This window comes from Alishewanella sp. HL-SH05 (assembly GCF_052655985.1).
Map to the genome: position 1 here is coordinate 2,123,214 of NZ_CP199753.1, position 20,332 is coordinate 2,143,545.

Below are 20,332 nucleotides of genomic sequence, written 5' to 3' on the forward strand. Positions count from 1 at the left end.
GCCGCATTAAGCGGCTACCGTGAGCATCGCTGCTGTTAATTTACTCAGTTCCTGCGCGCTAATGGTAAAAGGCGGCATCACGTAAATCAAATGGTTAAACGGCCGGATCCAGACGCCTAGCTCGACAAACTGTGCTTGTAACAGCGCAACATCAACCGGCTGATGCATTTCAAATACGCCAATGGCACCTAACACCCGTACCTCTTTTACTTTAGCAAAGTGTTTAGCTGCTGCAAGCTCTGTGTTTAATTGCTGCGCTATGGCCGCAACTTGCTGCTGCCAGTCGTTTTGCGCAATCAGTTTTAAGCTGGCGAGTGCGACCGCACAGGCCAACGGATTTGCCATAAAGGTGGGGCCATGCATTAAGCCACCCGCGGCACTTTGGCTAATACCCCGTGCTACTTCATCTGTGCACAGTGTCGCGGCCAAGGTTAAATAACCACCGCTGAGAGCTTTGCCTACACACATAATATCGGGTGCGATGTCCGCATGCTCACAAGCAAATAATTTGCCGGTACGGCCAAAGCCCGTGGCAATCTCATCGGCAATCAATAACACCTTATACTGATTACACAGCGCGCGAGCCCGGCGTAAGTACTCCGGATGATAAAAGCGCATACCCCCATAGCCTTGTACAATCGGCTCAAGGATTAATGCGGCAATGTGTTGGTGTTCAGCGGCAAGCAGCGTCTCGAGCGGTGCCATGCACTCTGCAGAAAATGGCTGATCGAACGGGCACGCGGGTGCCGGCAAAAAGAAGTGTTGTGGTAATAGCTCACTGAACATGCTGTGCATGCTATCGGTAGGATCGCATACCGCCATCGCCGCAAACGTATCACCATGATAGCCCTTACGTAGGCTAATTAACTTGGTTTTCTGTGGCGTGTCACTGGCTTGCCAGTATTGCAGGGCCATTTTTATCGCTACTTCGACGGCAATTGACCCACTGTCCGCTAAAAATACCTTGCTTAGGGGCGCGGGTACCATGCTGAGCAATTGCTGACACAACTGCACGGCGGGGGCATGCGTAATGCCGCCAAACATCACATGGGCCATCTTGGCGAGTTGCTCGGTAACGGCGGCATTTAATACGGGATGATTATAACCATGTACCGCCGACCACCATGACGCGGTGCCATCAATTAAGCGACGGCCATCTTCTAAAATGAGTGTACAGCCCTCAGCCGCTGCAACAGGATAAACAGGCAAAGGGTTTAGCATAGACGTGTAGGGATGCCAAATATGTTGCCGATCAAAAGCCAAATCAGTGCTCATAAAATAATCATTAGTAAAGTTTTTGGGGTGGTCAGCGTTGACAAGCTGGCCGCTAGCGCTAGACTAGCCGAAAAAAACCGTGATCACAAATCTCGCAGGGACCTATTATGCAGGCGAATACCGCAGCTCCATCACCACAAGATACCTCCGCTTCTACCGCTCAAGCCGCGGCGCCGGTGCGGCATAATTGGTCACTGGCCGAGGTTAATGCACTGTATGCATTACCCTTTAATGACTTATTATTTCAAGCACAAACTGTGCATCGTGCTCATTTTAAACCAAATGAAGTGCAAATCAGCACGCTGTTATCTATTAAAACAGGAGCTTGCGCCGAAGATTGTAAATATTGCCCACAAAGCGGCCATTACAATACCGGTTTAGAGCGCGAGCGCTTAATCGAAGTAGAAAAAGTGTTACAGCAAGCTCAAGCGGCTAAGCAAAAAGGCGCTAGCCGTTTTTGCATGGGCGCGGCTTGGAGTAACCCTAAGCAACGCGATATGCCTTACATTATTGAAATGGTGCGTGGCGTTAAAGCCATGGGGCTTGAAACCTGTATGACATTGGGTATGTTAGAAGCCGAGCAAGCTCAAACCTTAGCGTCCGCTGGTTTAGATTACTACAACCATAACCTCGATACCTCGCCAGAATTTTACGGTGAAATTATTACGACCCGTACTTATCAAGACCGGCTGGATACCTTAACGCATGTGCGTGATGCCGGGATGAAAGTGTGTTGTGGCGGCATTGTCGGTATGGGGGAAACCGCCAATGATCGTTCAGCGCTATTAATGCAACTGGCTAATTTACCTGAGCATCCGCAAAGTGTGCCAATTAATATGTTGGTAAAAGTAAAAGGCACACCGCTGGAAAACGTTGATGATTTAGACGCTTTCGAATTTATTCGCACCATTGCCGTGGCACGTATTATGTTACCGCAAAGTCATGTACGTTTATCGGCGGGGCGCTCGCGGATGAATGAACAGATGCAAGCATTATGTTTCTTTGCAGGTGCCAACTCGATTTTCTATGGCGATAAATTACTAACCACAGAAAACCCAGAAGCGGATGCGGACATGCAGCTATTTGCTAAGTTAGGGATCAACTCAGCGCAGCAGCATGATGTTTCAGATGAAGCGCATGAACTCGCTTTAGCGGATGCGATTAAAGAGCAGCAGAACCCACCGTTATATCACGCTGCTGGCTAGGAGTGGCGAATGCACCTGAGTCAGTTAGAGCATGCTTTACAAGAACGCCGCAGCGAGGGTTTACTGCGGCAAAGCCAAGTCATAGCCGATTATAAAGGCCGCTATTTAGAAGTCGGTGGTCAATGTTATTTAAACTTTTCTGCCAATGATTATTTAGGCTTAGCGAATTCAAGTAAAGTAAAAGCCAGTTATGCCGCCGGCGCTGAGCGCTATGGTGCGGGCAGTACCGGCTCGCCGTTAGTCACTGGCTATCATCACATTCATCAGCAGCTGTCAGCGCAACTTGCCGCATGGCTCGGTTTTGAGCGTGTGCTGTTATTTAGCTCAGGTTTTGCCGCCAATCAAGCCATGTTACAAAGCTTGGTGGCCAGTAACGATCTCTTGCTGTTAGACAAGCTAAGTCATGCCTCATTAATTGACGCTGCCCTGGCACATAAAGGGCGTTTTCGCCGCTTTGCCCATAATGATTTAAACGCCTTAGCGCGCCTGTTACCGGAAACACCGGATGGTGAAAATCACAGTCTTGTGGTCACGGAAGGCGTCTTTAGTATGGATGGTGATAGCCCCGATCTTGTGGCGCTATCTAAGCTCTGTCAGCAACGGCAAGCGGCTCTGCTGCTGGACGATGCACATGGCTTAGGGGTGCTAGGTGAACAAGGCCGCGGCAGTTGGCAGGCACTGGGATTAGCTTCGCAACAGTTGTATTGCTACATGGCTAACTTTGGTAAAGCGCTTGGCGTGGGTGGGGCTTTTTTGGCGGGAAGCAAAACGGTTATCGACTACATTGAGCAATTTGCACGACATTATATTTACAGCACGGCCTTGTCACCGGCCTTATGTGCAGCGGTAAGCCAAAGCATTGAGTTGGTACAAACCGAACAATGGCGCCGGGATAAATTACAAGACAATATTCAATTATTCCGCAGCTTAGCGGCAGAGGCCGATTTACCCTGTTTACCCGCGACAGGGGCTATCCAAGCCATTATGCTCGGTAGCAGCGAGCGCGCTGTTGCCCTAAGTCAGCAATTGAAACAATTAGGTATTTGGCTTACCGCCATACGGCAACCGACGGTGCCCGCCGGCAGCGCCAGGTTACGCGTTACGCTTAGCGCGTCACATCAGGCCGAAGATATTCAGTTTTTAATCAAGATGTTAAAGCAGGCGTTAGCATGTTAGCGCAGCCGTTGCAGGTGGCCAGTTGTTTTAGTAAAGCCGCTGGTAGTTATGTCAATGCTGCGCGTTTGCAACGGCAAGTTGCGCAGGCGGCATTGACGCAATTAGTGTCTTTTGGCAAACCGCTGGGGCATTTACTGGACATCGGTTGTGGTCCTGGTTGGTTACACCCAGAGCTATTATCACTGGCTCAAAAAATCACCGCGGTGGATTTAAGTAGCGGGATGTTAGCCCAGGCGCAAGCTCAGCAATTACCCATCCATTATTTGCAAGCCGATGCCGCGGCGTTGCCACTGCCAATGGCCAGTGTTGATCAGGTATTTTCGAGCCTGATGTTGCAATGGTGTCCTGCGCCGCAACAGGTGTTTGCTGAAATAGCCCGGGTGCTTCGCCCTGGCGGGCAATTTGTGGTCACCACCTTGATCGAGGGTACCCTGACTGAAATGGCACAAGCCTTTGCCGCCGTTGATGAGCAGCCGCATATCCATGCCTTTTTAAGCCTAGCCGATTTACAGCACGCCATCTCGGGCGTGGCGTTAGCCTGCTCAATACAAACGACCTGCTATCAGTTACCTTACGCTGATATTTTTGCTCTAGCCAAAGAATTAAAAGCCTTGGGGGCGAATCATCTGGCTAATCGAGCACAGCGCGGTCTCACAGGTAAAGGTTATTGGCAGCGGGTCAGTGCCGCTTATCCACAGTCTGCTGTCGGTATCCCCTTAATTGCCAGTTATTATGTGGTGCAAATTAGCGGAACTAAACCGCTTTAAGTGTATTCAACACCCCGGTTATTTTCGTTTTAGGAACACAGGCTATGAGCGCAAACAGCTTTTTTGTTACAGGCACCGATACCGATGCGGGGAAAACCTTTGTCAGTACGTTATTACTGCAAGGTTTTCAATCACTTGGCATAAGTGCTGTTGGCGCGAAACCGATAGCTGCTGGCGCAGAAATCAATGAAGCCGGGCAACTTGTGAACAGTGACGCGTTACTGTTACAGCGGCATTCCGGTATCGCGTTACCTTATTCACAGCTTAATCCATTGTGTTTTGCCAAAGCATGCGCACCGCATTTTGCTGCGGCAGAGCTGCAACAACCGTTATCAGAAGCGGTATTATCCGCACAGCGACAACAGTTAGAGCAAAGCGGTGCCGAAATTGTGTTAATCGAAGGCGCGGGTGGCTGGTTATTACCGATCAGTGCTGATCGCTACCTGGCCGATTGGGTGCAAGCAGAAAACCTGCCGGTATTGCTGGTGGTAGGCGTAAAACTGGGCTGTTTAAATCATGCTGTACTGACCGCACGTGAGTTAACCCGCAGTGGTTGTCAGGTTATAGGTTGGGTAGCCAATATACTGCAGCCAGAGATGTTATTTCTTGCACAAAACATGGCTGATCTTACGGCACGATTACCTTGGCCGTTACTCGCTACGGTGCCATTTCAGCCCTCAGTGAGCGAGCAACAAGCCGTGGCACGCACGCTGGCGCACGCTACGGCTAAGCAATTGATACCAACTTAACTTGCGTTGTTTAATAAGGGGCGACTTAACGTGGCCGCAAACTGTGCCGTTAATTCAGTGTTCTCGGCAATCGCTTGTTTTGTTCCCGCCAAAAACCAATAGCCTCCGGCTTGACCTAATTGCACAATTTGATTGTCTGTGATCTTAAGTGCAGTGCCCTCGGGTAAGCCGATGATTGGCACACTGGGGTTTAACTGCATAAATTCAGCGAGGCGCATATCACGCGTTTCACCATGAAAATCAGCGGTTACTACATCGGTATAATGCGGGTTTAATTGCGCATTTAAAAAATGCAAAGTGGCAAAAGACGGGGGTTCGACAATCGGCATGTCATTAGTGGTGCGGATAGTTTCACCTGCGATATTGGCGCCAGCACTCCAGCCAATATAGGGCATACCATTGGTTACGCGTTGCCGAATGGCGTTAATAAGATCGTTTTTATACAAGAGGTTAACTAGCTGGAAGGTATTACCACCGCCGATTAAAATGGCTTCGGCATTAAGAACCGCAGCTTTAGCATCGGCTTGTTGATGTAGTGCATCGACGCGGATATTCAAGCTCGCTAAGGCGGCTTTCACGTTAAGATAATATTGTTCGTGACTGATGGTCACGCCGGCATAAGGAATAAACAGTACCGAGGATACTTTACTCAAATGGGTTTTGATCCAGGCTAAGTAGGGTGTCAAATATTCGCTGTTATTGGCACGTGAGCTACTGAGTAATAACAAGTTCATAAACTAGTCCGAAAGGTCATTTTTGCAAATGTTACCTGAAAAAGTGAAATATTTCTGTGACTTTGTTAAACCTTAAATTGATTTTGTGGTCTTTGCCCATATATTACTAAACAGTGATCATTATGAGGTAAAAAAGCATGAAAAGAGTCTTGTTGTTCTTAGCAACAAACTTAGCCGTTATTCTGGTGCTAAGTATTGTGCTCAATGTGGTATTCAGTGCGTTGGGTATTGATCCTAGCAGTATTGGTGGTTTATTGGTGTTTGCAGCCATTTTTGGTTTTGGTGGCTCCTTTATCTCACTATTAATGTCGAAATGGATGGCGAAACGTTCTACCGGTGCGGTAGTGATTACGCAACCACGAAATGCCACTGAACATTGGTTAGTTAACACGGTAGCAAAACAAGCCAAAGCGGCCGGCATTGGTATGCCAGAAGTGGCTATTTATGATTCGCCAGAGATGAATGCCTTTGCCACAGGGGCAAATCGTAATAATGCCTTGGTTGCGGTTTCAACCGGCTTGATGCGCAGTATGAGCGAAGATGAAGTTGAAGCGGTACTGGCACATGAAGTGTCGCATATCGCGAACGGTGACATGGTCACCTTAACCTTGATCAAGGTGTGGTGAATACCTTTGTTATTTTCTTAGCACGCTTAATTGCTGGGGTGATCCGCAATAACAATCAGCAAATGGGTACCTTTGCTTATTACGGTATCGTGATTGTGTTAGAAATGGTGTTTGGCATCTTGGCTAGCATTATCGTGATGTGGTTCTCGCGTCAACGCGAATACCGTGCGGATGCCGGAGCGGCTCGGATTTCGGGTCCGAACAAAATGATTAAAGCGCTGCAGCGTTTACAGAATAATCATGAAAGTCAGCTTGAGGGCAGTTTAATGGCCTTTGGGATCTCAGGTAAGAAAGCTAAATCAGAATTGTTTTTAAGCCATCCGCCTTTAGAGAAACGGATTGCGGCACTGCGTAACAGCCGCGAATTTTAAGCTTAACTAGCCCTACGATTGTAGGGCTTTTTTTTCTGTTTAGCTTGTTATGCTAAAGCCTATTTTATTGCTAAGGAGCTGTTATGTTTGCTGCACCGATGATCCCTGCCTTTTATCCACCACGGCGTATTTTAATGGGCCCAGGCCCTTCCGATGTGCATCCTCAGGTGTTAGCCGCCCAGGCCAAACCGATTATTGGCCATTTAGATCCGTTGTTTGTCAGCATGATGGATGAATTAAAACAGTTATTGCAATATGCGTTTCAAACCCGCAATGAGATGACGCTGGCCATTTCAGCTCCGGGTTCAGCCGGTATGGAAGCCTGCTTTGTTAATTTGGTGGAAGCGGGTGACAAGGTTATCGTTTGTCGTAATGGCGTGTTTGGCGAGCGGATGCGTCAAAATGTTGAGCGTTGTGGCGGTATTGCGGTAACGGTTGATTTTAAATGGGGCGAGCCGGTACAACCGGCTGCGGTGGAAGCGCTGCTAAAGGATCATCCGGATGCGCGTTTTTTAGCCTTCGTGCATGCTGAAACCTCCACCGGGGCGTTAAGTGATGCCAAAGCACTGTGTGCTTTGGCCAAGCGATACGGCTGTTTAACTATCGTCGATGCGGTAACATCACTAGGCGGTGTCGAATTACGAGTTGATGAGTGGGGCATTGATGCCATTTATTCGGGTAGTCAAAAATGCTTATCTTGTGTGCCAGGACTCTCGCCTATCTCATTTTCAGCGGCGGCAGTAGCAAAAATTACAGCAAGGACAACACCGGTACAAAGTTGGTTTTTAGATCAGAGTTTAGTGATGGCTTATTGGAGTGGCGGCGCTAAACGCGCTTACCATCATACGGCTCCGGTGAATGCGTTGTATGCCTTACATGAATCACTGCGCTTGTTAGCGGCCGAAGGTTTAGAAAATGCTTGGGCACGTCATCAGGTCATGCATCAAGAACTGCGGGCGGGTTTAGAGCAGTTAGGTATCGCATTTGTAGTAGAGGAACCGTATCGCTTGCCGCAACTGAATGCTATTTATATTCCGCAAGGTATCGATGATGCGAAGGTTCGTGCCACGCTATTAAACGAATTTAACTTAGAAATAGGGGCTGGTCTTGGTGAATTGGCGGGTAAAGCCTGGCGTATTGGTTTAATGGGGTTTGGGGCGCGTCGAGAAAATATCGCTTTGTGCTTACATGCCTTACGGCAGTTATTAAATTAAAACCCAACGACGTCGAGATTAGCGCATTGTTACCTTGCATTTTTTGGCTGACAGTCTAAGGTGTATAAAACAACAATAAGGATGTAACTATGCAGTTTAGCGCTGAATTAATTGATGAAATCCGTGTTTTAGCGATGTTTAATCTCGACAGTGTCAATTCAGGTATCAAAGCGCATAAGATGGCGGAGCCACAAATGCTCGCCGCCATCAGCCGGTTGTATAGCAAGGGGTTGATTAATCAACCTGATGGTGGCTATCTCACCGACTTAGGGATACATTGTGCTGAACAATTACAAACGGCATTACGTATTCTGGGTGCGCCTGAATCAAGTTAATTTAAGTTACCGTACTAAGCGCCGTAACGAGCGGCGCTGTAACCGCAGTTCCCGCCGCAGTAACCTCAGTGCTGCGGCATCATCATTAAATACCGCAGCCTCATATAATTTTCTTAATCGCTCTAAAGCTTGTTGTTGTGCCGGATTTTGTTCTGCTAGCGTAGTCAACCAGCTAGATAAAGTGCAGCCTGCAGCAGGAGCTGTGCCCAGTGCTTGCGTCAGCCAGCGCCATGCTTGATGAGCGTGATCAGCGCGTTGTGTAACGAATTGCCTAAGCATAACGGCTGCGCCTAACAACAATAAGGCGCCTAATGAATACAGCAGCACAGACCAATATTCCCAACGGCGTAAACGTTGCCATAACTGTTCTTGATCTTGTTGATTAAAACCCAGTACCCATACCGACCACACGTAATCCAGATGTGACCATTGCAAGGCAAGTTGACCCAGCCAATTATCTTGCCAGCCACTGAGTAAGGCGCGTTCATTGTCGCTCAGTGTTTGTTCAATACCCTCAAGGATGCGCTCAGGTGCGATAGCTGCGGTGGGATCATAACGTTGCCAGCCGCTTGCGGTTAAATATTCAACCCAAGCATGAGCATCGCGTTGCCTAACTTGCAGGTATTGCTGATTTTCTTGCCAGTTGCCCCCCAGATAACCGCCAACTACACGGGCAGGAATACCGGCGGCACGCAAGATCACAGCAGTTGCAGAGGCATAATGGCTACAAAAGCCGCTACGCGTTTCATATAAAAATTGATCGATAGCATTTTGACCAAGACGGGGTGGCGTTAAGGTGTAAAAAAACGGCTCTTGCTGAAAATACGCACTGAGTGCTTGCACCACTTTATCCGGTTGTGCTGGAAATTGAGTGGCTAAGGCTGCACCAAAAGCCCGCGCTTTAGGGTTTGCGTTGTCTTGTAACAAATTAAGCTGTTTTTCCGCAGGCGAGGTTAAAGGCACTGCTTGTAAACGACTTTGTAAGCTGTAGCTGATGCGTTGCGTCAGCGGCGTTTGGCTGGCCATTAAGGCGGCAGGTTTTGCCACAAGGTTGGCTTGCCAGCTAACAGGTAAGCCCAAGCTGAATAAGTCTGTTTGATAGCTACTCTCTGCTAATATTTGATATTTTACCAACGGTGCACTGGCAGAAAATGCGGGTAATTCAGTTACCATGGCTCGGCGTTGCCGCGAATCAAAGCGTGCGTTGACCTGCCAACGGCGCCCATCGAAATCTTCGTAAACTTTAGCGCGCCAATACCAATCCGCTTTATCCGGTCGTTCATTTAAAAAGCTTACCCGAAAAGCCAAGGCATCGCTTTGCACTAACTTTTCAATACTGCCGGGGTCGAGTTCATCGCCTAAACCGGTACTTGCCATATTTTGATTGGGCAATTGCCATAGGGGCGGCAGGCGTGGAAATAATAAAAACATGCCTAGCCAGAGCGGACAGCTCAGCGCAAAAATGCTCATTAGGCGTTTTGGCTGCAGCGTCGATTCAGCCGGGGCGAATAAGCGATACTGTAAATACAGGTTTAACAGCGCCAGCGCAAAAATCAGGATTGCCATACTCATTTGCTGGTAAAAAATAAAACAGCAGGCAATGGCAAAGTAATGCACCCATAATAATTGCAAGCCCTGGCCACGTTGTTGCACCGTTAAACTACGCGCTACTGCGGCGAGCAATAAAATATGCAGCATTAAATTAAGCACACCTAATTGCCATACCTGTAGCAGCATCAATAATAACAGCGGAGCTAACAACACGTTAATTTGTCGATTACTCAGTGCCGGTTTGTTTTGATAAAGTCGCCAAGCCTGAAAGGTCAGCAGTAAAGCAAATAGCAAGCTACTGGCAATACTTAAAGCCGGTTGATATAGCAAAAATAACAGCACTTGTAATAGCAGGCCATAAACTGCCCAGTAGCGGGGTAAGGCTAGGTTCGCCATCAGCATAAAGCCAACTCCTGCAGGCAGCGTTCCAGGTGCAGTGCACCTTTTGCCGGGGCTAAAGTGACACTTTGTGTTTGTAAGCCATAACTATGGCCTTGTTGTTCTAACGCTAATAATTGAAAGCAGGCATGGCTTAAAACCGATTCCAGCGCTGCGCCTTGCAATGCCGGGACCTTGATCCAATGCGGTAATGGGCTGGCTTCACCACTGTAACTGCGTACCACCGGTTGCTCGGGTGCGCTGGCAAGCTTACGCCACAAAATGCGTTTGGGACTGTCACCCGCTTGATAGCTTTTGACGTCGTCCGGCTCGAGTAAGGCATGGGGTGTAGTTTGTTTACTTGCTTGCTCGGCGAGTCGCTCGGTATTGGCGTGTATTTGTTCGATGGCTTCTGGATAAACCCAAATAGCAATGGTCAGCGCCGGATAGCTCCAGCAGCGAAATAAGCCCAGCGGAAAGGTGCTACTAAGCTCTAGACGCGGGAGTGGATAATAACCCCGACTTAGTGTGGGTAATGCTAATACAAAGCGGTGTTGCTGGCTTAAGGATTCAACTAATTGCCGTTGTCGTTGACCGCGCAGGCCAATATGCAACATCTGGCAGCTTTTACCGCTCAGCGAGAGCGGTAACTGAGCGCGTTCAGGCGCAAAACAACGCGCATCTTGCTTTACGCTTAGTTTTAGCTGATGCATATTTAAAAATGCCAGTAACATCGTCACCATTAATAGGCTAAGCAACATAAAACTGAGCAATAGGATCAAGTTGTTTTGATAATTAGTCCCCATCAGATACAGTAAGGCGATCAAAAACACAAACCACCAACCAAAACGACTGGGCAGAATGTAAATGACACTTTGTGTCAGTTCGACCTCTGTTGCTGCAGGCTGGCGCTTGGCCAACCAAGCCGCAAATTTACGTTTAAACCAATCTTTACTGGCGTTAAACATCATAAGTGACAGGGCGTGCGCTGTATTAAGAGTTGGCTTAACGGGTGTTCGCCGGCAAGGCTTTGCGGATTGAGCCGATGCTCTGCAATGTAAGGGAAGATCTGCTGAACATCATCTGCGGTAACAAAACTGCGGCCTTGCACAAATGCCATCGCTTTAGCGGCGCGGACAATCGCCTTTGCAGCACGCGGTGATAAGGGTAAAAACTCGTTACTATGCCGACTGGCATGCACCAACGCTAAAATGTAATCAAGTACCGCATCGTTAATCGCGACCTTGGGCACCTGTAATTGCAAGTGCCGCAACTGCTCGGGGCTTAACGGTTCGGTTAATAATTGCAAACGTGAGCCTGCCGATTCATCTTGTAATAACTGTTTTTCAGCGACTTTATCTGGAAAACCTAAAGAAATCCGAAACAAAAAACGATCGAGTTGCGACTCGGGTAAGGCACTGGTCCCGGCATGAAACAGCGGGTTTTGCGTGGCGATAACAAAAAAAGGACTCGGTAAAGGCCGCGTTTCGCCATCTATCGAGACTTGGCGCTCTTCCATGGCTTCGAGTAAAGCACTTTGGGTTTTTGGGCTGGCGCGATTAATTTCATCGGCCAGTAACACCTGGCTAAATACCGGGCCCGCTTGAAAGTAAAATTGTGCTGAACGGGTATCATAAATATTGATACCCAGTAAATCGCCGGGTAATAAGTCATTGGTAAATTGCACCCGCTTGTAACTTAAACCAGCGGCATTCGCTAACGCATGGGCTAGGGTGGTTTTGCCCATACCGGGTAAGTCTTCGAGCAATAAATGCCCCTCGGCTAACAGGCAACATAAGGCTAATCTGATTTGTGTGGCTTTACCTAGAATAACCCGGTTCAGGTTTTGTTCTACCCGATGTAGTTCAGCGAGCAAGTGACCTCCGGCAAGATGGGTTTATGCAAATAGAGGCTAACAGTGCAGCAGGGGGTTACTCATGCGGCTCCTGTAACCAACGCACTAATTCTGTGCGATTACGACTGTGTGTCTTCTTAAAAATAGCCGACACGTGAACCTTTACGGTGTTAGCGCTGATTTGGAGCTGTTCAGCGATTTCTTTATTACGCGCTCCTTCGGCGATCAAACGGCTGACCCGTTGCTCTTGATCTGTCAGCAGCGCAGGTAATTTAATGCGTCGATTAGATTGTTCACGCAGTTGAAACAGGGCATCTAAGGCATCAGACATGACGTTACGGGCATAATAAAGTTGGCCTGCCATCATGCTTTGCAGCGCGCGTTTGATCATCTCGGCTTGTTCATCGCTGTAGATAACACCGCGTAAGCCGGCAAAAATAGCTCGGTTAGGGTCGACGAGTTGCCGTTCAGCATGAAATACAAAAAGCGGCACTTGGCGGCTAATACTCAATAAACGCGCAGAGAAGCCTTTTTTAGCAGTTGTATCCGAGCTGAACTGGTAGCCGGCTAAAACACCCTTATAGTGATGTAATTGGCTAAAGGCATTTACGGAGCATTGTTCAACATCTATGCCCACTGTTTTGGCATGACGGTAAGTACTCAGCGGTGTAGTCTCGTCTGTTAACAGCACAAGACGTGAAAACCTTTCCATAATCTTTACCTTTTACACAATTAAGGTAACTATATAACGACAGACCTTATTTTGAAAAGCAAAGTATGACAAAGAAAGTGTTATTTGTATGTTTAGGCAACATTTGCCGCTCTCCAACGGCTCATGCCATCCTCAGACACAAGCTTAATGCCGCTGGATTAGCGATTAAAGTGGAATCTGCAGGCACTAGCGCCAGCCATTCGGGTAATCCGCCGGATCCGCGCTCGGTGAAAGTGGCAGCCTTATCGGGCTATAGTTTTAAAGGGATCCGTTCGCGACCAGTAAAAAGCACTGACTTTAGCGATTACGATCTGATCCTGGCCATGGATAACGACAATCTGCACTCGCTAAAACAGCGTTGCCCCGAAGAGTTACAACATAAATTAGCCTTGTTTATGAGTTACCATCCTGATTTTAACAAATGGCCAGAAGTACCTGATCCTTACTATGGCGGTCAAAAAGGCTTTGAGTTGGTTTATCAATTAATTGAAGACGGTTGTGAGCATTTATTGCAACGTTTGCAAGGCAACCAAAACTAGCCGCTTGTACGTAAATGCAGCAGCTAGCATGTCGACAGCAGAAAAAGTCTATTTTTATGATTGAATTTACGTCCAGAAGTCTATAACTTTGCAGGGTGTTTAATCTATCTACAGGAATTTCATTGTGACCACCTGGACGCCACAAAGTTGGCGACAACTGCCGATCCAACAGCAACCGACTTATCAGGATCAGCAACTACTGCAGCAAGTAGAGCAACAATTACACAAGTACCCACCGTTAGTGTTTGCACAAGAAACGCGGGATTTGTATAGCCAACTCGGCCAAGTGGCTGAGGGAAATGGCTTTTTACTGCAAGGTGGCGACTGCGCCGAAAGTTTTAATGACTTTAATGCGCCCAAAATTCGCGATACGTTTAAAGTCTTACTGCAAATGGCAGTGGTATTAACCTTTGCCGGTGGTTTGCCAGTGGTTAAGGTTGCGCGGATGGCGGGTCAGTATGCCAAACCTCGTTCCAGTGATTTGGAAACCATTAATGGCATTTCCTTACCGAGTTATCGCGGTGACATCGTCAACAGTTTTGAATTTACCGAGCAAGCGCGCCAGCCTGATCCAAACCGTTTAATTACCGCTTATCATCATTCTGCGGCAACGCTTAATTTGCTGCGGGCTTTTGCCCAAGGTGGCTTAGCGGACTTGCATCAGGTTAGTCGCTGGAATATGGGGTTTGTTGAATCTAATCCGCTAAAAGAGCGCTACCAAAGTGTCGCTACTCGCATCCAAGAAGCGCTGCGTTTTATGGAAACCTGTGGCATTACTGCACAAAATTCACCGTCGATTCGGGAAACACAGTTATACACTTCGCATGAAGCGTTATTACTGAATTACGAAGAAGCCTTAACACGCCGTGATACCTTAACGGGTAAGTGGTATGACTGTTCTGCGCATATGGTGTGGATTGGTGAACGGACACGGCAACTCGACCATGCCCATTTAGCTTTTTTCAAAGGTATTCATAACCCGGTTGGCGTGAAAATTGGTCCAGGTATGCAAGAGGATGATTTAATTCGTCTGATTGATGCGTTAAACCCAGAAAATAACGCAGGTCGTTTAACGTTAATTACCCGGATGGGTGCCGATAAGTTAGCCGACAAGCTGCCCGCTTTGGTGCGACGCGTGAAACAAGAAGGTCGTAAGGTCGTCTGGAGTTCTGATCCGATGCATGGCAATACGGTTAAAGCCAGCAACGATTATAAAACCCGTGACTTTGAAGCGATCTTAAAAGAAATTCGCAATTTCTTTGCTGTGCACAAAGCTGAAGGCACCCATGCCGGTGGTATTCACCTAGAAATGACGGGTGAGCATGTGACGGAATGTACGGGTGGCGCTTATGGTTTAAGTGAAAACGATCTCTCTAAACGTTATTTCACGCAATGTGACCCGCGTTTAAATGCTGATCAAGTATTGGAACTAGCCTTTTTGATTGCCGATACGCTAAGTACGGCGCGTAAATAGCCTTCACCGTTAAGTGCTACCGCGCGAGCTAGGTTGCACGTCAACACAGGTAAAAGCCTTAAATTGCACGGCGATTTAAGGCTTTTTTATTGGTGCGGGAAACCTGTTAGCGTAGTTAAAAGCGCCCAATCGCGGTTAGGCTTAGTCTGTAATACTTCGCTACACTAATATTTTTGCCGTTTTAAGCCGGTACGCGAAATAATCTTTGCTGAGATCTCTTCAATTGATAGCTGGGTGGAATTGATAAAGGGGATTTGTTCTTTCAGGTATAACTGCTCTACTTCTTTTAATTCCAACGCACATTGATGTACCGAAGCATAACGTGAGTTAGGTCGGCGCTGTTGTCGAATTTGACTAAGCCGTTCGGCCGTAATGGTCAGGCCAAACAATTTAGCTTTATGTGCTGCCAACTCTGCAGGTAAGCGCAATTTCGCCATGTCTTCTTCGACAAAAGGGTAATTCGCTGCCTTAATGCCGTATTGCAAGGCTAAATAAAGGCTGGTTGGGGTTTTACCTGAGCGACTTACCCCGACCAAAATAATGTCGGCATGACTAAAGTTTTTCATATTGGCACCATCGTCATTGGCCAATGCGTAATTAACAGCATCAATTCGAAAATCGTAGGTTTTTTCGTGCATGCTATGCGTCCGGTGGGTTTTTGGCACCGGAGCCATACCCAACTCTTTTTGCACAGGCTCAACGAGTGTATTCAGAAAGTCATAACAGACGCCGTCACTGTCGCTTATCAACTGCCTTAAACCTTCATCTACAAAGGTGTGAAATACCAGAGGCTTTAATCCTGTTGTTTTATAACAGTCATTTATACGATTTTTAACCTGCAATGCGAGATCCGGATTTTCGACAAAAGGGATGGTCACGTGAGCAAATTCCGCCGGAAACATCGTTAACAGTGCATGTCCAAACACTTCTGCGGTGATGGCGGTGCCATCTGAAACGTAAAAAGCTGTGCGCACAAAAAACTCCAAGTTTCGTAATAAATTTACATAAAAATTAAGGTTTTAATTAACCTGTAGCCGGGTGTAAAATCACTGTGTTGTATCAACTGCTGTAAGCTTACATGCTCAGCAACAAAAATTGGAGATAAAGGTGCAAGAATTTGTCATTTGGTATCAAGACCTCGGCATGCATGATGTCGATCGGGTAGGTGGTAAAAATGCTTCTCTAGGTGAAATGATCAGTAACTTGGCCTCGGCTGGGGTACAAGTGCCAGGGGGATTCGCAACAACGGCTTACGCCTTTAACCAGTTTTTAGAACAAAGCGGTGTGAATGAGCGCATTTATCAACTGTTAGACAGTTTAGATGTGGATGATGTCGCGGCTTTAGCGCAAGCCGGTAAACAAATTCGGCAATGGGTTATCGATACGCCGTTCCAGCCTGAGTTAGAACAAGCTATACGTGCTGCTTATCAACAATTACACCCAGATAGCGCTGCGGATATGTCTTTTGCCGTGCGCTCTTCGGCCACGGCTGAAGATATGCCAGATGCTTCTTTTGCTGGCCAACAAGAAACCTTTTTAAATGTGCGCGGTTACGATGCCGTTATTGTCGCCATTAAGCATGTATTTGCGTCGCTCTTTAATGATCGGGCTATCTCTTATCGTGTGCATCAAGGTTACGACCATCGCGGTGTGGCGTTATCGGCCGGTGTGCAGCGGATGGTACGTTCTGATCTGTCGTCATCCGGTGTGATGTTCAGTATTGATACCGAATCGGGTTTTGAAGATGTGGTGTTTATTACCTCGTCGTACGGTTTAGGTGAAATGGTGGTCCAGGGGGCAGTGAACCCCGATGAGTTTTATGTACACAAACCTACGTTAGTGGCTAAGCGTCCGGCTGTGGTGAAACGCTCACTTGGCAGTAAATTACTGCAAATGGTGTATTCAACAGAGCAGGGGCACGGTAAACAAGTCACTATTACCGATGTGCCGCTTGCACAACAACGCACCTTTTCACTAAATGATACCGAAGTGGCACAATTAGCTGAGCAAGCGGTCATTATCGAACAGCATTATGGCCGGCCAATGGATATTGAATGGGCTAAAGATGGTATCGATGGCAAATTGTATATCGTACAGGCACGCCCAGAAACGGTGAAAAGTCGTGAAGACACCAATAGCATTGAACGTTATCAGTTAGTCGAGCAAAGCCCTGTATTGGTGGAAGGTCGGGCGATTGGTCATCGTATTGGTGCGGGAACCGCTAAGGTGCTAGCCGATATTTCGCAAATGGATCAAATCTTACCCGGCGATGTGCTGGTTACCGACATGACCGATCCAGACTGGGAACCCATTATGAAGCGTGCCTCAGCGATTGTGACGAATCGCGGCGGTCGAACGTGTCATGCGGCCATCATAGCCCGTGAATTGGGTATTCCTGCCGTAGTGGGGTGTGGTGATGCCACGGCAAAAATTACCTATGGCCAGGCGGTTACTGTGTCTTGTGCCGAAGGTGATACGGGTTATGTTTATCAAGATAAACTGGATTTTAATGTGATCACCAGCCAGGTTGATCAAATGCCGAAAATGGCGCTGAAAGTGATGATGAATGTGGGTAATCCAGAGCGGGCATTTGCCTTCTCGCGTTTACCCCATGCCGGTATTGGTTTGGCACGCTTAGAGTTTATTATTAATAAAATGATTGGCGTGCATCCTAAAGCCTTATTACATTATGCTGAGCAAACGCCAGAGCTTAAGGCGCGCATCGACGAGCTTACTGCAGGTTATGCCGATCCCGTTGAGTTTTATGTTGCCAAACTGACAGAGGGTATCGCCACCTTGGCTTGTGCCTTTGCGCCGCAAAAAGTCATTGTGCGCATGTCTGATTTTAAATCGAATGAATACGCTAATCTGGTGGGCGGTCAGCAATATGAACCGCATGAAGAAAACCCGATGATTGGATTTCGTGGTGCCGCCCGCTATTTATCAGAAGATTTTCAGCCTTGCTTTGCACTAGAAGTAGAAGCGCTAAAACGCGTGCGTAATGTGATGGGTTTTACCAACGTGGAAGTGATGATCCCGTTTGTTAGAACCTTAGAAGAAGCGTCTGGTGTGATTGATTTACTGGCCGCACATGGCCTGAAACGCGGTGAAAATGGTTTGCGCATTATTATGATGTGTGAATTACCGTCTAATGCGTTACTGGCTGAAGCGTTCTTAGAATATTTTGATGGTTTCTCGATTGGTTCAAACGATTTAACCCAACTAACCCTCGGTTTAGATCGCGACAGTGGCCTCATCGCTCACTTATTTGATGAGCGAAACCCCGCCATCAAAAAGCTGTTAGAAATGGCCATTCAAACCTGTAAAGCCAAGGAGAAATACATCGGGATCTGTGGCCAGGGGCCATCTGATCACGAAGACTTTGCCGCTTGGCTGGTTGAGCAAGGTATTGAAAGTGTGTCATTAAACCCTGATACGGTAGTGGATACTTGGTTATATCTGGCTGATAAAGTCGCTAAACCAGTTTAATACCCGGTCAAATTTGCTGAACGCTTAACTAAGGCACTGTGTTTTTACTAACAGTGCCTTTTTTATGCTGATTTTCATGGTGAGTGTTTGGCATGGTGTTTTGATTAGTTTTACAGCGATTAGCCTTTGCTGCGGCGGTATTGTTGTTGTCATGGCGTCATTTCACGGCAAAAAGCCGATTTTATCTGTTTGCTTCAAGCCTGTACCGTAGCTATATGCCGCAGCTTATGGCAAATTAATAAGGCGCGTTAAAAATAATAACCAAGACAACCAGGGGATTTCCATGCAGGAGTTGGTCAATACTATTAATAACTATGTCTGGAGCGAAGCACTGATTTATCTGTGTTTAGGCGCCGGCTTATTTTATTCAATCTTAACCCGGTTCGCACAAGTGCGGCATTTTCGGGAAATGTGGAGTTTATTACTCAATAACACAGAATCAGAAAAAGGTATTTCGTCTTTTCAAGCTTTAGCGGTTTCGCTGTCAGGTCGGGTGGGTGTCGGTAATATCGCCGGTGTTGCCGCTGCCATTGGTTTTGGTGGGCCAGGTGCCGTATTTTGGATGTGGGTAGTGGCCTTTTTAGGTGCTAGCACTGCCTTTGCCGAATCCACGCTGGGTCAGGTGTATAAGGTAGAAGAAAACGGCCAGTATCGCGGTGGCCCAGCTTATTATTTTGAGCGCTGCTTGGGCTGGCGTTGGCTTGGGGTATTATTTGCGATCTCCGCCATCATAGGTTGCGGTATATTTTTACCCGGCGTGCAAGCCAATGCAGTGGGTAATGCCGTCACTCAAGTGTTTGGCGATGGCGCCATGGTCGTCACCAGTTTTGGTGAAGTCGGTACCCACAAGTTAGCGGCGTTAGCGGTTATCTTGATGGTATTAGCTTTTATCATCTTTGGTGGTATTCGCCGCATTGCTAACTTTACGCAAATCGTCGTGCCATTTATGGCACTCGGTTATATCGTGATGGCACTTATCGTGGTGTTTTTAAACTTGGATAAAGTTGGCAGCATTTTCAGCCTGATTATTTCTGATGCTTTCACAGCGCAAGCCGGTTTTGGTGCGGCGATAGGTTGGGGTGTTAAACGCGGTATTTATTCAAACGAAGCCGGTCAGGGTACGGGCCCACATGCTGCAGCAGCTGCAGAAGTGGCACACCCTGCGCAGCAAGGTTTAGTGCAAGCTTTTTCAGTTTATGTTGATACCTTATTTGTGTGTACTGCCACCGCCTTGATGATTTTAATTACGCAACAGTACAACGTGGTCGGTGAGTTACCAGCGGGTCAATTTATCGTACAAAACGTGGCAGCAAACACCGAGATTGGCTCGGCTGCCTTTACGCAGTTGGCTTTAAACAGTGTATTTGGTAATTTTGGTCAGCTATTTGTAGGTATTGCGTTATTCTTTTTCGCCTTTACCACCATTTTGGCGTATTACTACATTACTGAAACCAACGTGGCTTACCTTAACCGCGTATTCAATAATCGTCTGCCGCTAATTGTGTTTAAAATCATTTTAATGGCGATGGTGGCGTACGGTACCGTTAATGCTGCAGGTTATATCTGGGGGATTGGTGATATTGGTGTGGGTTTAATGGCGTGGATTAACGTGCTGGGTATTCTGTTAATTTTCTTTGTGCACAAGCCGGCTATTTTGTGCTTAAAAGACTATGAAGATCAGATGAAAGCGGGTGGCCCTATTACTTTCGACCCGGTGAAACTAGGCATTAAAAATGCCACTTTCTGGGAAGCAAGATTGGCAAAAACAAAAGCTGAGGCCGCAGCCAACACTGAGCAATCTAAAACGGTATAAAATACCCTTTTAAGCTGTGGTTAAATTAACAACCCCCGCTAAATAGCGGGGGTTGTTGTTATATGACCA

17 protein-coding genes and 1 pseudogene are annotated in these 20,332 nt (G+C 47.3%); 11 read left to right on the plus strand and 7 right to left on the minus strand.

Annotated elements, in window-relative coordinates; all coding sequences use genetic code 11:
• Positions 1-6: 6 nt before the first annotated feature.
• A complete protein-coding gene (gene bioA, locus ACUJFL_RS09695) occupies positions 7-1,275 on the minus strand; it encodes an adenosylmethionine--8-amino-7-oxononanoate transaminase (RefSeq protein WP_445427325.1) in 1,269 nt (422 codons plus the stop codon).
• Positions 1,276-1,382: 107 nt separating this feature from the next.
• On the opposite strand from bioA, the gene bioB reads away from it, so the two are divergent.
• Genes bioB through bioD form a run of 4 tightly spaced genes read left to right on the plus strand, consistent with a single transcriptional unit; the run spans position 1,383 to position 5,172 of the window.
• The gene (gene bioB, locus ACUJFL_RS09700) at positions 1,383-2,480 is read left to right on the plus strand and encodes a biotin synthase BioB (protein ID WP_306178697.1); all 1,098 of its coding nucleotides are present in this window, start codon (positions 1,383-1,385) and stop codon (positions 2,478-2,480) included.
• 9 nt (positions 2,481-2,489) lie between these two features.
• Entirely contained in the window at positions 2,490-3,656 is a 1,167-nt protein-coding gene (locus tag ACUJFL_RS09705; protein ID WP_445427326.1) for an aminotransferase class I/II-fold pyridoxal phosphate-dependent enzyme, read from the plus strand.
• A complete protein-coding gene (locus ACUJFL_RS09710; RefSeq protein WP_445427327.1) occupies positions 3,650-4,423 on the plus strand; it encodes a methyltransferase domain-containing protein in 774 nt (257 codons plus the stop codon). The genes ACUJFL_RS09705 and ACUJFL_RS09710 overlap by 7 nt, the downstream gene beginning before the upstream one ends.
• A gap of 44 nt (positions 4,424-4,467) precedes the next feature.
• The gene (bioD, locus tag ACUJFL_RS09715; RefSeq protein ID WP_445427328.1) at positions 4,468-5,172 is read left to right on the plus strand and encodes a dethiobiotin synthase; all 705 of its coding nucleotides are present in this window, start codon (positions 4,468-4,470) and stop codon (positions 5,170-5,172) included.
• On the opposite strand, the gene pepE is transcribed toward bioD, so the two are convergent.
• Positions 5,169-5,906 (minus strand): dipeptidase PepE, encoded by a 738-nt coding sequence (gene pepE, locus ACUJFL_RS09720; RefSeq protein ID WP_226751625.1) that lies wholly within the window; start codon positions 5,904-5,906, stop codon positions 5,169-5,171. The two genes, bioD and pepE, sit on opposite strands and share 4 nt — an antisense overlap.
• Positions 5,907-6,043: 137 nt before the next feature.
• Here pepE and htpX point away from each other — a divergent pair.
• From htpX to ACUJFL_RS09735, 3 genes and pseudogenes are all read left to right on the plus strand, one after another.
• Positions 6,044-6,903: pseudogene (htpX, locus tag ACUJFL_RS09725) on the plus strand (protease HtpX).
• A gap of 83 nt (positions 6,904-6,986) precedes the next feature.
• On the plus strand, positions 6,987-8,117 hold the full coding sequence (locus ACUJFL_RS09730) for a pyridoxal-phosphate-dependent aminotransferase family protein (RefSeq protein ID WP_445427329.1): 1,131 nt from the start codon (positions 6,987-6,989) through the stop codon (positions 8,115-8,117).
• An 89-nt stretch (positions 8,118-8,206) separates the two neighbouring features.
• Positions 8,207-8,452: a TIGR02647 family protein gene (locus ACUJFL_RS09735; RefSeq protein WP_445427330.1), complete on the plus strand. Its 246-nt coding sequence runs from the start codon at positions 8,207-8,209 to the stop codon at positions 8,450-8,452.
• A gap of 6 nt (positions 8,453-8,458) precedes the next feature.
• Here ACUJFL_RS09735 and ACUJFL_RS09740 read toward each other — a convergent pair whose 3' ends face one another.
• The 4 genes from ACUJFL_RS09740 to ACUJFL_RS09755 are packed head-to-tail and all read right to left on the minus strand — an operon-like array spanning position 8,459 to position 12,948.
• Positions 8,459-10,405 (minus strand): transglutaminase family protein, encoded by a 1,947-nt coding sequence (locus ACUJFL_RS09740; protein WP_445427331.1) that lies wholly within the window; start codon positions 10,403-10,405, stop codon positions 8,459-8,461.
• Positions 10,399-11,352: a hypothetical protein gene (locus ACUJFL_RS09745; protein ID WP_445427332.1), complete on the minus strand. Its 954-nt coding sequence runs from the start codon at positions 11,350-11,352 to the stop codon at positions 10,399-10,401. The genes ACUJFL_RS09740 and ACUJFL_RS09745 overlap by 7 nt, the downstream gene beginning before the upstream one ends.
• Positions 11,349-12,257, minus strand: coding sequence for an AAA family ATPase (locus ACUJFL_RS09750; RefSeq protein ID WP_226751619.1), 909 nt, complete (start codon positions 12,255-12,257; stop codon positions 11,349-11,351). Before ACUJFL_RS09750 ends, ACUJFL_RS09745 begins: the two co-directional genes overlap by 4 nt.
• 55 nt (positions 12,258-12,312) lie before the next feature.
• Positions 12,313-12,948 (minus strand): response regulator transcription factor, encoded by a 636-nt coding sequence (locus ACUJFL_RS09755; RefSeq protein ID WP_226751618.1) that lies wholly within the window; start codon positions 12,946-12,948, stop codon positions 12,313-12,315.
• 65 nt (positions 12,949-13,013) lie between these two features.
• Between ACUJFL_RS09755 and ACUJFL_RS09760 the strand changes: the two genes are divergently transcribed.
• Positions 13,014-13,487, plus strand: a complete 474-nt coding sequence (locus ACUJFL_RS09760) for a low molecular weight protein-tyrosine-phosphatase (protein ID WP_226751617.1) — start codon at positions 13,014-13,016, stop codon at positions 13,485-13,487.
• Positions 13,488-13,611: 124 nt separating this feature from the next.
• Positions 13,612-14,961 carry a class II 3-deoxy-7-phosphoheptulonate synthase gene (locus ACUJFL_RS09765; RefSeq protein ID WP_226751616.1) on the plus strand — a complete coding sequence of 450 codons (1,350 nt, stop codon included), beginning with the start codon at positions 13,612-13,614 and terminating at the stop codon, positions 14,959-14,961.
• Between the two features lie 164 nt (positions 14,962-15,125).
• Here ACUJFL_RS09765 and ppsR read toward each other — a convergent pair whose 3' ends face one another.
• The gene (gene ppsR, locus ACUJFL_RS09770) at positions 15,126-15,935 is read right to left on the minus strand and encodes a posphoenolpyruvate synthetase regulatory kinase/phosphorylase PpsR (protein WP_226751615.1); all 810 of its coding nucleotides are present in this window, start codon (positions 15,933-15,935) and stop codon (positions 15,126-15,128) included.
• Positions 15,936-16,068: 133 nt separating this feature from the next.
• Between ppsR and ppsA the strand changes: the two genes are divergently transcribed.
• Both ppsA and ACUJFL_RS09780 read left to right on the plus strand, forming a co-directional pair.
• On the plus strand, positions 16,069-18,450 hold the full coding sequence (gene ppsA, locus ACUJFL_RS09775) for a phosphoenolpyruvate synthase (RefSeq protein WP_445427333.1): 2,382 nt from the start codon (positions 16,069-16,071) through the stop codon (positions 18,448-18,450).
• A gap of 283 nt (positions 18,451-18,733) precedes the next feature.
• The gene (locus ACUJFL_RS09780) at positions 18,734-20,263 is read left to right on the plus strand and encodes an alanine/glycine:cation symporter family protein (protein WP_445427334.1); all 1,530 of its coding nucleotides are present in this window, start codon (positions 18,734-18,736) and stop codon (positions 20,261-20,263) included.
• Positions 20,264-20,332: the final 69 nt, after the last annotated feature.

Bases quoted from the DNA above. Each gene is read 5' to 3' on its own strand.
- bioA (WP_445427325.1), bottom strand. From the start codon at position 1,275: ATGAGCACTGATTTGGCTTTTGATCGGCAACATATTTGGCATCCCTAC.
- bioB (WP_306178697.1), top strand. From the start codon at position 1,383: ATGCAGGCGAATACCGCAGCTCCATCACCACAAGATACCTCCGCTTCT.
- ACUJFL_RS09705 (WP_445427326.1), top strand. From the start codon at position 2,490: ATGCACCTGAGTCAGTTAGAGCATGCTTTACAAGAACGCCGCAGCGAG.
- ACUJFL_RS09710 (WP_445427327.1), top strand. From the start codon at position 3,650: ATGTTAGCGCAGCCGTTGCAGGTGGCCAGTTGTTTTAGTAAAGCCGCT.
- bioD (WP_445427328.1), top strand. From the start codon at position 4,468: ATGAGCGCAAACAGCTTTTTTGTTACAGGCACCGATACCGATGCGGGG.
- pepE (WP_226751625.1), bottom strand. From the start codon at position 5,906: ATGAACTTGTTATTACTCAGTAGCTCACGTGCCAATAACAGCGAATAT.
- ACUJFL_RS09730 (WP_445427329.1), top strand. From the start codon at position 6,987: ATGTTTGCTGCACCGATGATCCCTGCCTTTTATCCACCACGGCGTATT.
- ACUJFL_RS09735 (WP_445427330.1), top strand. From the start codon at position 8,207: ATGCAGTTTAGCGCTGAATTAATTGATGAAATCCGTGTTTTAGCGATG.
- ACUJFL_RS09740 (WP_445427331.1), bottom strand. From the start codon at position 10,405: ATGCTGATGGCGAACCTAGCCTTACCCCGCTACTGGGCAGTTTATGGC.
- ACUJFL_RS09745 (WP_445427332.1), bottom strand. From the start codon at position 11,352: ATGATGTTTAACGCCAGTAAAGATTGGTTTAAACGTAAATTTGCGGCT.
- ACUJFL_RS09755 (WP_226751618.1), bottom strand. From the start codon at position 12,948: ATGGAAAGGTTTTCACGTCTTGTGCTGTTAACAGACGAGACTACACCG.
- ACUJFL_RS09760 (WP_226751617.1), top strand. From the start codon at position 13,014: ATGACAAAGAAAGTGTTATTTGTATGTTTAGGCAACATTTGCCGCTCT.
- ACUJFL_RS09780 (WP_445427334.1), top strand. From the start codon at position 18,734: ATGCAGGAGTTGGTCAATACTATTAATAACTATGTCTGGAGCGAAGCA.